The following is a 14,293-nucleotide window of genomic DNA, read 5'->3' as shown; positions in this document are numbered from 1 at the left end:
GTCAGAGCCCGGCTGCGCTTCTCAGGTCGTCGACCCTGTCGAGGCGTTCCCAGGTGAAGTCGGGCAGTTCGCGGCCGAAGTGGCCGTATGTCGCCGTCTGCGCGTAGATCGGGCGCAGCAGATCGAGTGAGCGGATGATTGCAGCAGGGCGCAGGTCGAACACCTCGCGGATCGCCGCAGTGATGCGCTCATCTGACATCGTTCCGGTGCCAAAGGTCTCGACGTAGAGGCCGACAGGGGATGCCTTGCCGATCGCGTATGCGATCTGCACCTCGAGGCGCTCGGCCAGTCCGGCAGCGACGGCGTTCTTGGCAACCCAGCGCATGGCATACGCCGCTGAGCGGTCGACCTTCGACGGGTCTTTACCGCTGAACGCACCGCCACCGTGGCGGCTCGCTCCCCCGTAGGTGTCGATGATGATCTTGCGGCCTGTCAGTCCGGCGTCGCCCTGCGGGCCACCGATCTCGAAACGACCCGTCGGATTGATGAGTGTGCGTGCCGCTGCTGATTCAAGCTCGACGCCGGCGAGTACCGGGCGGATGACCAGTTCTTCGATCTCGGCGCGCAAGCGGTGGGTCGATACAGAGGGTGAATGCTGGGTCGATACGACGACTGTCTCTACGGTGCGCGGAATGATTCCGTCGTAGCCGATGGTGACCTGGGTCTTGCCGTCTGGACGCAGGTATGTGAGTTCACCCGACTTGCGGACGGCAGCGAGGCGCTCGGCCAGGCGGTGCGCGATCCAGATCGGAATCGGCATCAGCGAGGGCGTTTCAGTCGTCGCATAGCCGAACATGATGCCCTGATCGCCTGCACCCTGACGGTCGAAGTCGTCGACGCTGTCGCCTTCGCGAGTCTCGTATGCGTTATCGACGCCCTGGGCGATGTCGGGAGACTGGCCACCGATTGAGATCTCGACGCCACATGAGCGACCGTCGAACCAGACGTCTGAGGAGTTATAGCCGATGTCGGTGATCGTCTTGCGCACGATCGACGGGATCTCGACGTATGCGTTGGTGGTGACCTCACCGGCGACGTGCACGAGCCCCGTGGTGACGAGAGTTTCAACCGCAACACGACTGTTCGGGTCTTCAGCGAGCAGCGCATCGAGGATCGAGTCGGAGATCTGGTCACAGATCTTGTCTGGGTGACCTTCAGTCACGGATTCAGAGGTGAAGAGGCGAAGGTCGCTCATGGGGCCCATCTGTTGTTAGTTGAAGGAATCGTTTCGGACGATCACGTCAAGAATGCGATTGGCCACCGACATTTTGCTGCCGGAAGCCTCATTTACTATATCTCCGCGGGCATCGAGGATCATGACTTCATTGCTGTCTGTGGCAAAGCCCTCTGACCAGCCGACGCGGTTGACAACGAGCAGATCGCAGCCCTTGCGGGCGATCTTGCCGCGGCCGAGCGCGAGCAGCTTGTCGGCATCCGGCTCTGTCTCGGCCGCGAAACCGACGATCTGCTGGCCGGCGGGCGCATGCCCGGCGCGACGAGTCTCGACCAGACCGGCGAGTACGTCGGGATTCTTGACCAGCGTCAACGTGAGAGTGTCGCCCGTGTCTTCCTTCTTGATCTTGCCCTCGCGTATCTCGGTCGGCCGGTAGTCGGCGACAGCGGCAGCCATGATCACGATGTCGGCACTCACGCACTCTTCACGCATCGCTTGCTCAAGGTCGAGGGCGGAACCGGCCAGGTGCACGGTGACGTGCGCGGGGACTGCAACGTCGAGGTTCGCCGCGACCAGCACGACGGATGCACCGCGGGCTGCAGCGGCGAGGGCCAATGCGACGCCCTGCTTGCCACTCGACCGATTGCCAAGGAAGCGGACGGGATCGAGGGGTTCTCTCGTGCCGCCTGCACTGATCACGACGCGTTTGCCCGCCAGGTCGTCCGAGTCGACCGTCGGCTGCGCGTCAAGCACATCAAGCGCGCGTTGAACGATGACATCCGGCTCTTCCATGCGGCCGGGACCGACGTCGCTGCCGGTGAGCTGTCCGACGCCGGGACCGACGATCGTCATGCCGCGTTCCCGCAGCGTGGCAACGTTGGCGACGGTGGCCTTGTTGTTCCACATCTCGGTGTGCATCGCCGGCGCGAGCACGATCGGTGCGGTGCTGGCCAGCACCGTGTTGCCCAGCAGATCGTCTGCGATGCCGGCGGCCAACTTCGCAATGGTGTTCGCGGTAGCAGGAGCGATCACGATCAAGTCGGCCGACTGGCCGATCGCCACGTGACGCACCTCGGCGACACCCTCGTAGAGGTCGACGTTCACCGGATTGCGAGAAATGGCTTCGAGGGTTGGCTTACCGACGAAGCGCAGCGCGGCCTCAGTGGCCACGACGTGCACCGAATGCCCCTGCAACACAAAAGCGCGTACAACGTTGACTGCTTTATACGCTGCGATGCCGCCGGTGATACCAACGACGATCGTGCGTGAAGCCAACACCGTACGCGCTCGTGCTCTGACTCTGGTTATTCGACGATCGGCTTGGCGACGAGCTTGTCTTCGTTGATCTCGCGCAGAGCAACGGACAGCGGCTTGTCGTCGATGGTCGAGTCGACCAGCGGGCCGACGTTGTCGAACAGGCTGCCTTCGTGCAGGTCTGCATAGTAGTCGTTGATCTGACGAGCACGCTTGGACGCGAAGATCACCAGGGCGTACTTGGAGTCGACCTTGGTAAGCAGGTCGTCGATGGGCGGATCAATGATGCCAGTGAGCTTGGTAGCCATTGGTGACACTCCTTAAGTGCAATGTACGTAACTGCATTGTGCGCAGTGAATAATGCGCAGTGAAACTGTGCTGCGGCGTCGGGCCTGACGCTGAAATCAAGACCAAATACGGCTTATGGGCGCGCAGATGCCTTGCGAATCTCCATCAAGTCTACGACTTCTCTGGCCGCTTCGGCCACGTCGTGGTTCACGACACGGTAATCGAACTCGCCCTGAGCGGCCAATTCGAGCTTCGCGGTCTCTAATCGGCGGGTCTGTTCCGCGGAATCCTCGGTGCCGCGACCGATCAGACGACGCACAAGTTCTTCCCAGCTGGGTGGCAACAAAAAGACCAATCGGGCTTCAGGCATCGCGCGACGCACTGCCCTGGCACCCTGCAGGTCGATCTCGAGCAGCACACTGTCGCCCTTGGCGATCGCTGCGTCCACGGGTCCGCGGGGCGTGCCGTAGCGGTGCGCGTTGTGCACCTGGGCCCATTCGAGCATTTCGCCTTCATCGATCATGCGATCAAATTCAGCGTCGTCGACGAAGTAGTAGCTGACGCCTTCAACTTCACCAGGTCGGGGTGCCCGCGTTGTCGCTGAGACCGACAGGTGCACATCCGGGTAGTTCTCCCTGATGTAGTTGGCGACGGTGCCCTTGCCGACGGCAGTCGGGCCGGCGAGCACGATGAGCTTGCTGTCAGCGTTGCCGCGCTTGGCCGTCGGCTTGGTCGACAGGAAATCGCGCAGTCGATCACGCTGGTGCGTACCGAGGCCGCCCAAACGCTTCGAGGGCGAGATGTCGAGTGAGCTCATGATGCGCTGCATCTTGGTGACACCGATGGCCGGGATGCTGGTGAGCAGTTCGGTCACGCGCAGGCGCCCTTCGACGCCGGCCGGGTCTTTCACCGCTGCCGACAGCACGTCAAGCGCTGTGCGCCTGCCTGCCGCGACATCCGCTTTCACGGCCGCGCGGGCGCGACGGGCTGCCACTGCTGCCCGGGAAGCCGCTACACGATCGACTTCGGGTGGGGTGGGACGTTGCTCAGCCACGGACCGCTCCTGCCTCAGCTACTCGGTGCGCGATCGTGCGGGAAAGATCTGCTGGCCCGGACGACAAAATGCTACGCGATTCACTCACGATAACCCCACTTGCGTATCCGCCATAGAGGTTGTGCAGACCTCGTACATCTGCACCCTGGTGACCGAATCCTGGAGCGAGCACCGGAGTGAGCGCTGAGCTCGGTGCAGACGTGATATCGATTCCGTATGAACCGAGGTCCATCGTCGCGCCGAGCACGACGCCGATCGAGCCGAGCAGTCCAGTCCCTGCTGCCGCGTTGCGTGCGGCGACGTCGGCCAGCACAGCACTGGCGACACTCTGACCGGCAAATTCACCGGCTGAGACGACTGCCTGCTGAATCGACGGGCCTTCTGGGTTTGAGGTGGCAGAAAGCACGAAGACTCCCTTGCCGCCAGAGGCAGCAAGCGCGAACGTCGAGTCGAGCGAGCCGACGCCCATGTAGGCGTTGACGGTGATGGCATCAACTTCAAGCGGTGAGCCGGCACCGAGCCAGGCCTGGCCGTACGCTTCGACGCTGGTTCCGAGGTCGCCACGCTTGACGTCAGCGATCACGAGCAGACCGGCGGCTCGGGCGTCAGCCAGTACACGTTCGAGTGCGATGAAGCCGGCTGAACCGAACTTCTCGAAGAAAGCCACCTGCGGCTTGACGATACCGGCCTGGCCGGCCGTTGCCGCGACGACGGTGCGTCCGAACGATTCGGCACCGGCGGCGGAGTCTGGCAGGCCCCATTCGGACAGGAGCCAGGAGTGTGGGTCGATCCCCACACAGAGCGCCCCCCGCTCGGTGAACGTCTGCTCGAGACGCTCACCGAAGCTGGGGACGGTAACGCTTGGTTGTTGCTGTGTCATGTGTTGCTATGTGTGTTTCGGTTTAGAGCGCGGCTGCGCGGGCGAGGGCGTATTCCTGGAGAGACGTCACGGTGAAGCCTTCCTTCACTGCATCGATCGAGCCCACAGCTGCGCTGAGCTCGGCGATCGTCGTGAACAGTGGCAGGTCACCGGCGACGGCTGCCGCGCGGATCTCGTAGCCATCTGCACGAGCCGAACCGCCACCGGGCGTGTTGATGACGACCTGGACTTCTTCGCGCTTGATCAGCTCGACGATTGAATCGTCGGATTCGCTGGTCTTCTCGCTGTACTTGCGTACGATGCGGGCGTCGATTCCATTGCGCTTCAGCACCTCTGCGGTGCCCTCGGTGGCGATGATGTCGTAGCCGAGCTGCTGCAGGCGCAGCACGGGAAGGATGATGGCGCGCTTGTCGCGGTCTGAGACCGAGACGAAGACGGTACCAGAGTCAGGCATTCCGCCGTATGCGGCCAGCTGGCTCTTGGCGAACGCACGTGGGAAGTCGCGGTCGATGCCCATGACCTCACCGGTTGAACGCATCTCCGGGCCGAGCACTGAGTCGACGACGTTGCCTTCCTTGGTGCGGAAGCGCTTGAACGGAAGCACGGCTTCCTTCACGGCGACCGGTGCATCCATCGGTACGCGCGAGCCATCGATCAGGGGCAGCTTGCCCTCCGCCTTCAGCTCGGCGATCGTCCTGCCGACCATGATCAGCGAGGCAGCCTTGGCCAGTGTGATGCCGAGCGCCTTGGCTACGAACGGAACTGTACGCGAAGCGCGGGGGTTGGCCTCGAGCACGTAGAGCACCCCAGCGCCGATTGCGAACTGCACGTTCAGCAGGCCGCGCACGCCGATTCCCTCTGCGATGGCCAGCGTTGCGTCGCGGACGCGATCGATCTCTGCCCGACCGAGAGTGACGGGCGGCAGGGTGCAGCTCGAGTCACCGGAGTGGATGCCGGCCTCTTCGATGTGCTCCATGACGCCACCGATGTAGAGCTCGTGGCCGTCGTAGATCGCGTCGACGTCGATTTCGATCGCGTCGTCAAGGAACCTGTCGACAAGCAGCGGGTGCGATGGGCCGATGATGCCCTGTCCGGCCATGCGGTTGAAGTAGTCGGCCAGCGAAGCACTGTCGTAGACGATCTCCATACCGCGGCCACCGAGCACGTAGCTCGGACGTACCAGAACCGGGTAGCCGATCTCTTCTGCAATGGTGACGGCACCGGTGAAGTCGGTCGCTGTGCCGTTGCGCGGTGCGAGCAGCTTGGCATTGTCGAGGATCTCGGAGAACAATCCGCGCTCTTCGGCGAGGTCGATCGCCTCAGGCGTCGTGCCGAGAATCGGAATGCCTTCGGCCTCGAGGCCCTTGGCCAGGCCGAGTGCTGTCTGGCCACCGAGCTGTACGACGACGCCAACGAGCTCTCCGCTCTGGCTTTCGGCGTGAATGACCTCGAGCACGTCTTCGAGCGTCAGCGGCTCGAAGTACAGGCGGTCTGAGGTGTCGTAGTCGGTGGAGACAGTCTCAGGGTTGCAGTTGATCATGATCGTCTCGTAGCCGGCTTCTGACAGCGCGAACGAGGCGTGTACACAGGAGTAGTCGAACTCGACACCCTGACCGATACGGTTCGGCCCTGAGCCCAGGATGACGACCTTCTTGCGGTCGCTCGGAATGACCTCAGTCTCCTGGTCGTAGCTCGAGTAGTGGTACGGCGTGAGTGCGGGGAACTCCCCTGCACAGGTGTCGACGGTCTTGAAGACCGGACGCACGTCGAGGATGTGACGGATCTTGCGCACATCCGCTTCGCCGAAGCCGCGGAGCTCACCAATCTGGGCGTCGGAGAAACCGTGGTCTTTCGCAGTGCGCAGGGTGTCGGTGTCGAGTGTTTCTGAGGCGGCGATGGCGTCGGCTACCTCGTTGATGAGCACGATCTGGTCGAGGAACCACGGGTCAATCTTGGTGGCCTCGAAGACCTGCTCGATGGACGCGCCCTTCCGGAGCGCCTGCTGCACGGTGACGATGCGGCCGTCGGTCGGGATCTCGGCCTCGACCAGCAGTTCGTCGATCGAGCGGGTCTCTGGTCCCCAGTGGAACGACGAGCCACGCTTCTCCAGGGAGCGCAGTGCCTTCTGCAGTGCAGAGGAGAAGCTGCGGCCGATAGCCATGGCCTCACCGACTGACTTCATGGTGGTGGTCAGTCGCGGGTCTGCTGCCGGGAACTTCTCGAACGCGAAGCGCGGCACCTTGACGACGACATAGTCGAGCGTCGGCTCGAAGCTGGCCGGCGTCACCTTGGTGATGTCGTTCGGGATCTCGTCGAGGCGGTAGCCCAGTGCAAGCTTCGCGGCAATCTTGGCGATCGGGAATCCGGTTGCCTTGCTGGCCAGTGCTGATGAGCGCGAGACACGAGGGTTCATCTCGATGACGATGATGCGGCCGTCGGCCGGGTCGATGGCGAACTGGATGTTGCAGCCACCGGTGTCGACGCCGACGGCGCGGATGATGTCGATCGAGATGTCGCGCAGCTTCTGGTACTCGACGTCGGTCAGCGTGAGTGCGGGGGCGACAGTGATCGAGTCACCGGTGTGCACGCCGACGGGGTCGACGTTCTCGATTGAGCAGACGACGACTGTGTTGTCAGCCGTGTCGCGCATCATTTCGAGTTCGTACTCTTTCCAGCCCAGGATCGACTCTTCGAGCAGCACCTCGGTGTTGGGGCTCTGGTGCAGGCCGTCGCCGACGATGCGGCGCAGCTCTTCTTCGGTGTACGCGAAGCCCGAGCCGAGGCCACCCATGGTGAATGACGGGCGCACGACGAGCGGGTAGCCGAGGTCTTCTGCGAAGCCGACGGCTTCTTCGACGGTGTGGGCGATGTATGAACGGGCGACGCCTGCGCCGGCAGCGATGACCAGGTCCTTGAAGATCTGGCGGTCTTCGCCCTTGTTGATCGCTTCGAAGGACGCACCGATGAGTTCGACGTTGTACTTCTCCAGGATGCCGAGCTCGTGCAGCTGGATCGCCGCGTTCAGCGCCGTCTGGCCACCGAGTGTCGGCAGGATGGCATCAGGGCGTTCCTTGATGATGATCGACTCAATGATCTCGGGTGTGATCGGCTCGATGTACGTCGCGTCGGCGAAGTCGGGGTCGGTCATGATGGTGGCCGGGTTCGAGTTGACCAGGATGACGCGCACGCCTTCCTCGCGCAGCACGCGGCAGGCCTGGGTGCCCGAGTAGTCGAATTCGCAGGCCTGACCGATAACGATCGGACCCGATCCGATGACGAGGACGCTGTTAATATCGTCGCGCTTTGGCATTACTTCGAGTCTCCTGCTCCTGCAGCGTTCTGGTGGGCCATGACGACGTCCCTGAACCGGTCAAAAAGGTGGTTGGCGTCGTGCGGCCCAGCCGCAGACTCCGGGTGGTACTGCACAGAGAACGCGGGGATGTCGAGGCAGCGGATGCCTTCAACCACCTTGTCGTTCAGGCTGTAGTGGCTCACTTCGACGCGGCCGAATCCGGCGCGCGAGTCGAGCTCGCCCTCGATGGGCATGTCAACGGCAAAGCCGTGGTTCTGCGAGGTGATCTCAACCCGGCCTGTTGCCTTGTCGAGCACGGGCTGGTTGATGCCACGGTGACCGAACGGCAGCTTGTAGGTGCGGAAGCCGAGTGCACGGCCGAGCAGCTGGTTGCCGAAGCAGATGCCGAAGTACGGCAGGCCGGCCCGCAGGCATTCCTGCAGCAGGTCGACGTGGGCATCGGATGCCGCGGGGTCGCCTGGCCCGTTCGAGAAGAACAGGGCGTCGGGGTTCAGCGACAAGACGTCCTTGGCCGTGACCGTCTGCGGCAGCACCAGCACCTCGAAACCGCGCTCAGCGAGGTAGTTGAGTGTTGACTTCTTCACACCGAGGTCGAGCACGGCGACGGACCCAATGCGCTCGCCCTGGGCAGGCAGCGAGTACGGGTCGACCGTCGAGACATCGTCTGAGAGGTTGCGGCCACGCATCTGGGCTGCGTTCTGCACGAGCTCAAGCTGCTCAGAGTCAGACAGCTTCAGGAAGTCGCCGGAGAAGATCCCGGCGCGCATTGCACCGGCTGAGCGGATGTGACGGGTGATTGCCCGTGTGTCGATGCCGCTGATACCGACGACGTTGTTCGACTCGAGGTCGTCATCGAGGCTGCGCTGCGAGCGGAAGTTCGACACTGTACGGGAGGGCTCACGCACAACGAAGCCGGAGACCCAGATTCGCGCTGACTCCATGTCGGTGTCGTTCGCGCCGGTGTTGCCGATGTGCGGGGCGGTCATCAGCACGATCTGGCCGGCGTACGACGGGTCGGTCAGGGTTTCCTGGTATCCGGTCATACCGGTGGCGAAGACGATCTCACCAAGCGTCTGGCCTGTTGCGCCGTATGCCTTGCCGACAAATCGCTTGCCATCCTCGAGCACGAGGACGGCCTGGGCCGTCCCGTTGGTGGGAATGCTGCCTGAGTAGCTCACGCTACGCCTCACTTTCAGTGGTGCCAGTTGGGTCGATGACCCCTGGAGCAATGGATCGAATCGCATCAACGATCCGGGCACGATCGGCCTGGTCGACGATGCGGAAGTAACTGTCGACCGAAATCGTCGACCCCGTGGGGGAAGTTGATGTAGTTGAGGACTCGGCCACACCACCCGAACCCGCCAGACGCCAGCCGAGGACGACGAGGCCGTCGGTCTCGACACCGCGGTCGATGGCGAAACTGGCCTTCGTCAGCGTCTCGATGGCGCTGGCCGGCACGAAGACCGGCTGCTCACCATCCAGGTCGATGATGACGCCGTCGACACGAACTGCGAGCACTCCGCGGGCGCGGAACCCGAGGCCCCGGATTGCGAGACGCTCGAGTGGGCGCTCGCGCGGAGTCGTCGCGACGTAGAACACCGGGGCGTCGGTAGTGGACGAACTCTGTGCGCCAGCCGGTGTTGCGGTTTCTGCCGGGAACACATAACCGGCGGCCAGCGTTGAGTCACGGGCGCTGCGTTTGCGCCAACTGCGTGCCATCAGCAGCAGCAAGCCAAGGACGACGACAACGACGATGATCGTGGGGGCTGTCCTATCCACGGGCGCTCACCGCTTCCGACGCCGTCGCGGCCTGGGCTGCGGCGTGAACCGATGCCGCATCGCGCAGTTGGCCGTCGAGCACCGTCGCGTATCCGCGGTGGAAGGTGGCGATGATGCGACCGGGCAACGACATGCTGAGGTACGGCGAGTTGATGCCCTTGCCAGCGAGGTCGTTCTGACCGAAGACGCGGGAGGCTGCAGGGTCGTACAGCGTCAGTTCTGCGGGTGCGCCGATCTCGATCGGCTGACCCTGGTCATCAATGCGGCCGATGCGCGCCGGCGTGTGCGAGAGCACCCGGGCGACGTCGTTCCAGCCGAGCAGGCCGTTGGCCACCGTCGAGGCGTGCACGACCGACAGCGCGGATTCGAGCCCCACCATGCCGTTGGCCGCGGCATCCCACTCGCAATCCTTGGCTTCAACCGGGTGCGGGGCGTGGTCGGTGGCGACGATGTCGATGGTGCCATCGGCCAGGCCAGCGCGGAGTGCCTCGGTGTCTTCACGGCGACGCAGTGGCGGGTTGACCTTGTATCGAGCGTCGTAGCCGGAGATGAGTTCTTCGGTGAGCAGCAGGTGGTGAGGGGTGACCTCTGCTGTCACGTTGATGCCGCGGGCCTTGGCCCAGCGCACCACGTCGACCGATCCAGCGGTTGACACGTGGCAGACGTGAAGTCGTGACCCGACGTGCTCTGCCAAGAGCACATCGCGGGCGATGATCGACTCTTCGGCGACGGCCGGCCAGCCGGTCAGACCGAGTTCGGCCGACAGCGCGCCCTCGTTCATCTGGGCGCCCTCTGTGAGACGTGGCTCCTGGGCGTGCTGGGCGACAACGCCGTCGAACGACTTCACGTATTCGAGTGCGCGGCGCATCAGCAGTGGGTCGGAGACACAGAAGCCGTCGTCAGAGAAGACCCGCACCTGGGCACGGCTGGCTGCCATGGCCCCGAGCTCAGCGAGCTGCTTGCCCGCGAGTCCGACTGTCACAGCGCCGATCGGCTGCACTCGGACGTACCCTGCAGACTCCCCCAGCGCCAGGACCTGCTCGACGACACCGGCGGTGTCCTGCACAGGCGAGGTGTTGGCCATGGCGAACACGCTCGTGAAGCCGCCGACCGCTGCAGCCTGGCTACCGGTGAGCACAGTCTCACTCTGCTCATAGCCCGGCTCGCGCAAGTGGGTGTGCAGGTCGACGAGGCCAGGGAGGGCGATCAGGCCGTCTGCATCGATGACGGTGGCGCCGGCATCCGACACGGTGGCGCCCAGGTCGGCGATCCGACCGTCAGCAATCAGGATGTCTGCACGCGCGCCATCAGGCAGCGTCGCACCCTTGATCAGGTATCGTTCAGTCGACATTTATGAATCCTCCCGGTCACCGGACAGCAGCAGGTACAGCGCCGCCATCCTGACTGACACGCCATTGGTGACCTGTTCGCGCACACTCGACTGGGCCGAATCGGCCGCCGTCGAAGAAATTTCAAGGCCACGGTTCATGGGCCCAGGGTGCATCACAATATTATCCGGCCCGAGGCGTGCGAAACGCGCATCGTCGAGCCCCCAGCGCCTCGCGTATTCACGGCTGTTCGGGAAAAACGCTGCGTTCATGCGCTCGGCCTGGATTCGCAGCATCATGATGACGTCGGGCTGGGCGTCGATCGCGTCGTCAAGATCGAAGCCGATCGTGGCTGGCCAGGCAGACGTGTCAGTGGGCACCAGCGTGGGCGGAGCCACGAATGTGACCTCGGCGCCCAGCGTGTTCAGCAGCCAGAGATTGGAGCGGGCGACCCGGGAATGCAGGATGTCGCCGACGATCGTGACCGTGACGCCGTCGAGGTCTTTGCCCCTGGACGCGTCACCGTGCAGACGTCGACGGATGGTGAACGCGTCAAGCAGCGCCTGGGTCGGGTGTTCGTGCGTGCCATCCCCCGCGTTGATGATTCCGGCGTCGATCCAGCCGCTCTCAGCGAGCACCTGCGGTGCGCCTGAGGCATGGTGACGGATGACGACACCATCGGCACCCATGGCCGCAAGCGTCTGTGCGGTGTCTTTCAGGCTTTCGCCCTTCGAGACGCTCGAGCCTTTGGCACTGAAGTTGATGACATCCGCTGACAGGCGCTTGGCTGCAGCCTCAAACGAGATACGGGTGCGGGTCGAGTCTTCGAAGAAGAGATTCACGACCGTCTTGCCACGCAGCGTCGGGAGCTTCTTGACCTCGCGGTTTGACACATCCGCCATGTCTTCGGCGATGTCGAGCAGGTTGATTGCTGCGTCGCGGGAGAGTTCCTTGGTCGAGAGTAGGTGACGCATCACTCGGCACCCCCGTCGGTGCTGAACCCGTCGGTGTTTTCGATGCTCACGAACTCGTCTCCGTCTGTCTCGTCGAGGTGCACGTTGATGCGTTCTGACGCTGAGCTCGGCAGGTTCTTGCCGACGAAGTCTGCACGGATCGGCAGCTCGCGGTGCCCACGGTCGATCAGAACGGCCAGCCGGACGATGCGCGGGCGACCGTGGTCGTTCAGCGCGTCGAGTGCAGCCCTGATCGTGCGCCCTGAATAAAGGACGTCATCGACAAGTACGACAGTTTTGCCGTCAATGCTGCCGGGGATCAGCGTCGGCGATGGCGTGCGGGTGCGGGTGCGCCCGAGGTCGTCGCGATACATCGTCACGTCGAGTGTGCCCACCGCAATATCGGTGGCCGCTGGCTCGATTCGACGGATGGTCTCGCTGATCCGCTGCGCGAGCAGAATGCCCCGAGTCGGAATGCCGAGAATGACGAGATTGTCTGGTCCCCGATTGGACTCCAGGATCTCGTGAGAGATTCGAGTCAACGCTCGGGTGATGTCAGCTTGTTGCAGCACGATTCGCGCCATAAAAAACCGACCTCCTTCCCCGTCTCACAGGACGGCTCTTAAAGGATGTCAAAGTACTCGTCCAGCTTAGCAGCCAGCGGATGCGCCCCACGCCGTTCGCCGCGTGCGTGGCTGGCGCTGACTATCGCGGGGCGTCCAGGTCGATGTCGTCGGGTGCCGTCGCATCCAGTTCGTCTGGCAGCTCGAGGGGTCGTCGGGAGAAGTACGCTGCACCCTTCTTCCAATAGAGGATGATCGGCACGATGCCAAGTGCGAGTGCGCCGAGCCCGATGACGATAACGATTGTGTCGAGCGAGGGAATGGACACCACGAAGATCCGCACCATGAACAGGGCGGCGATGCCGGGCCACAGGCCGATAAAGATGAAGTTCTTCACCGATTTGAAGATGATCTTTCGATACGCCACCACCACCGCGATACCGGCAAGCGCGTAGTAGAAGGCGATTTGCAGCCCGATGGAGCTGATCGCATTACTCAGGATGTCTCCGACGCTACCCAGAAAATTCGAGCCGATGAACAAAACAACCGAGACCCCGGTGACGACGAGCGTGGCAAAGGCCGGGGTGCGCCACTTCGGGTGCGAGTGGCCGAATGCTGCAGGAATTGTGTTATCCCGACCCATCGCAAACAGGGTGCGCGTCACCTGGATGAGCGTCGTCTCCAGAGTGGCGATCGTCGAGAGCATCACGGCGACGATCAGGATCTTTCCGCCGATGCCCGGACAGACGGCATCGCCGAGCACGCCGAGCACATTGCCGCTGTTGGCGGCAATTGTCGCGGTCGGCAGGATCACCAGAGTCGCGATGGTGAAGATCTCGAACAGCACGAAGACGATGATCACTCCGACGAGGCCGCCGATACCGGATGCCTTGCGGCCATTCTTCGTCTCTTCGTTGAGGTTTGCCGCGACATCCCAGCCCCAGTAGTAGAAGGCGGCGACAAGCGCAGCGGCCACGAATGCGCCGGTACCGGTGAAGTGACTGAAGCCGAACCAGTCCCACGAGAATGACGGGCCACCGTGGCTGCTCGTCAGGGCGTGCGCGATCGCTGCGATGGCGAAGACGACGAGGATGGTGACTTCGATCGTTGACATGATCCACTGGGCGCGCGCCGTGATGCGAACGCCGATCAGCACGCAGGTAGCCATGATCAGAAACCACACGGCCCCAACCAACGTCACCACCGCCACATTGTCCATGTTTTCGGGGCTGAACAGGGCAACTGTCATCACCCCTGCAGGCAACGCCCCGGCAACCATGAAGATCGTCGCCGACACCACCAGCGCCCAGCCTGAGAAGAAGCCAAGGATCGGGTGGAGCGCTCGACCTACCCAGGAATACGCGGCGCCCGCGTTGACATCCGCTCGGCCCAGATAGGCGAAGGCCCAGGCGATCCCGAGCATCGGCAGGGCGCACCAGAGCAGAGCCGCGGGGCTCGCAAGACCTGCGACCGCAACGAGCGTTGCCGTCGTTGCAGCGATCGAATAGGCAGGAGCGCTGCCGGCGACGGCCATCACAATAGAACCGGCGGCCGTGATTCCATCGGCCTGCAATTCATGCTGAGGAGGCTGTGTGCGTGAGACATCGGTGTCGGCCATCAGGTGCTCCTTCGTACGACGCAGTACGTGTGTCAGTGCAGACGCTATTCCTCAGGAGGGTGCACTACAACGGTCAGGCGGCACGACAC

The 14,293-nt window shown here is 63.3% G+C and carries 12 protein-coding genes; all 12 read right to left on the bottom strand.

Going from position 1 to position 14,293, the window contains the following annotated elements; translation table 11 throughout:
• Position 1: 1 nt before the first annotated feature.
• The 12 genes from metK to ACMT3I_RS05230 all read right to left on the bottom strand — a co-directional run bounded on the left by metK (position 2) and on the right by ACMT3I_RS05230 (position 14,204).
• Entirely contained in the window at positions 2–1,195 is a 1,194-nt protein-coding gene (gene metK / locus ACMT3I_RS05285; protein ID WP_414803382.1) for a methionine adenosyltransferase, read from the bottom strand.
• Positions 1,196–1,210: 15 nt separating this feature from the next.
• The gene (gene coaBC, locus ACMT3I_RS05280; protein ID WP_414803381.1) at positions 1,211–2,452 is read right to left on the bottom strand and encodes a bifunctional phosphopantothenoylcysteine decarboxylase/phosphopantothenate--cysteine ligase CoaBC; all 1,242 of its coding nucleotides are present in this window, start codon (positions 2,450–2,452) and stop codon (positions 1,211–1,213) included.
• 26 nt (positions 2,453–2,478) lie between these two features.
• Positions 2,479–2,736 (bottom strand): DNA-directed RNA polymerase subunit omega, encoded by a 258-nt coding sequence (rpoZ, locus tag ACMT3I_RS05275; RefSeq protein WP_414803380.1) that lies wholly within the window; start codon positions 2,734–2,736, stop codon positions 2,479–2,481.
• Positions 2,737–2,849: 113 nt separating this feature from the next.
• Entirely contained in the window at positions 2,850–3,770 is a 921-nt protein-coding gene (gmk, locus tag ACMT3I_RS05270; protein ID WP_414803379.1) for a guanylate kinase, read from the bottom strand.
• Entirely contained in the window at positions 3,763–4,650 is an 888-nt protein-coding gene (gene pyrF / locus ACMT3I_RS05265; protein ID WP_414803378.1) for an orotidine-5'-phosphate decarboxylase, read from the bottom strand. Before pyrF ends, gmk begins: the two co-directional genes overlap by 8 nt.
• A gap of 22 nt (positions 4,651–4,672) precedes the next feature.
• A complete protein-coding gene (gene carB / locus ACMT3I_RS05260; RefSeq protein ID WP_414803377.1) occupies positions 4,673–7,960 on the bottom strand; it encodes a carbamoyl-phosphate synthase large subunit in 3,288 nt (1,095 codons plus the stop codon).
• Positions 7,960–9,141 carry a glutamine-hydrolyzing carbamoyl-phosphate synthase small subunit gene (gene carA / locus ACMT3I_RS05255; RefSeq protein WP_414803376.1) on the bottom strand — a complete coding sequence of 394 codons (1,182 nt, stop codon included), beginning with the start codon at positions 9,139–9,141 and terminating at the stop codon, positions 7,960–7,962. The genes carB and carA overlap by 1 nt, the downstream gene beginning before the upstream one ends.
• Before the next feature lies 1 nt (position 9,142).
• Complete coding sequence (locus ACMT3I_RS05250; RefSeq protein ID WP_414803375.1) at positions 9,143–9,742, bottom strand: hypothetical protein; 600 nt, start codon at positions 9,740–9,742, stop codon at positions 9,143–9,145.
• Positions 9,735–11,093, bottom strand: coding sequence for a dihydroorotase (locus ACMT3I_RS05245; RefSeq protein WP_414803374.1), 1,359 nt, complete (start codon positions 11,091–11,093; stop codon positions 9,735–9,737). Before ACMT3I_RS05245 ends, ACMT3I_RS05250 begins: the two co-directional genes overlap by 8 nt.
• Positions 11,094–12,044, bottom strand: coding sequence for an aspartate carbamoyltransferase catalytic subunit (locus tag ACMT3I_RS05240; RefSeq protein WP_414803373.1), 951 nt, complete (start codon positions 12,042–12,044; stop codon positions 11,094–11,096). It abuts the gene before it with no gap.
• Positions 12,044–12,607: a bifunctional pyr operon transcriptional regulator/uracil phosphoribosyltransferase PyrR gene (pyrR, locus tag ACMT3I_RS05235; RefSeq protein ID WP_414803372.1), complete on the bottom strand. Its 564-nt coding sequence runs from the start codon at positions 12,605–12,607 to the stop codon at positions 12,044–12,046. Before pyrR ends, ACMT3I_RS05240 begins: the two co-directional genes overlap by 1 nt.
• A 121-nt stretch (positions 12,608–12,728) precedes the next feature.
• Positions 12,729–14,204: an APC family permease gene (locus ACMT3I_RS05230; protein ID WP_414803371.1), complete on the bottom strand. Its 1,476-nt coding sequence runs from the start codon at positions 14,202–14,204 to the stop codon at positions 12,729–12,731.
• Positions 14,205–14,293 lie beyond the last annotated feature (89 nt).

Source organism: Leifsonia sp. A12D58 (genome assembly GCF_047530025.1).
In the GTDB taxonomy this organism is placed as follows: Bacteria; Actinomycetota; Actinomycetes; order Actinomycetales; family Microbacteriaceae; genus Cryobacterium.
The sequence above is the reverse complement of the archived record's forward strand: the minus strand, read 5'-3'. Positions and strand labels throughout refer to the sequence as shown.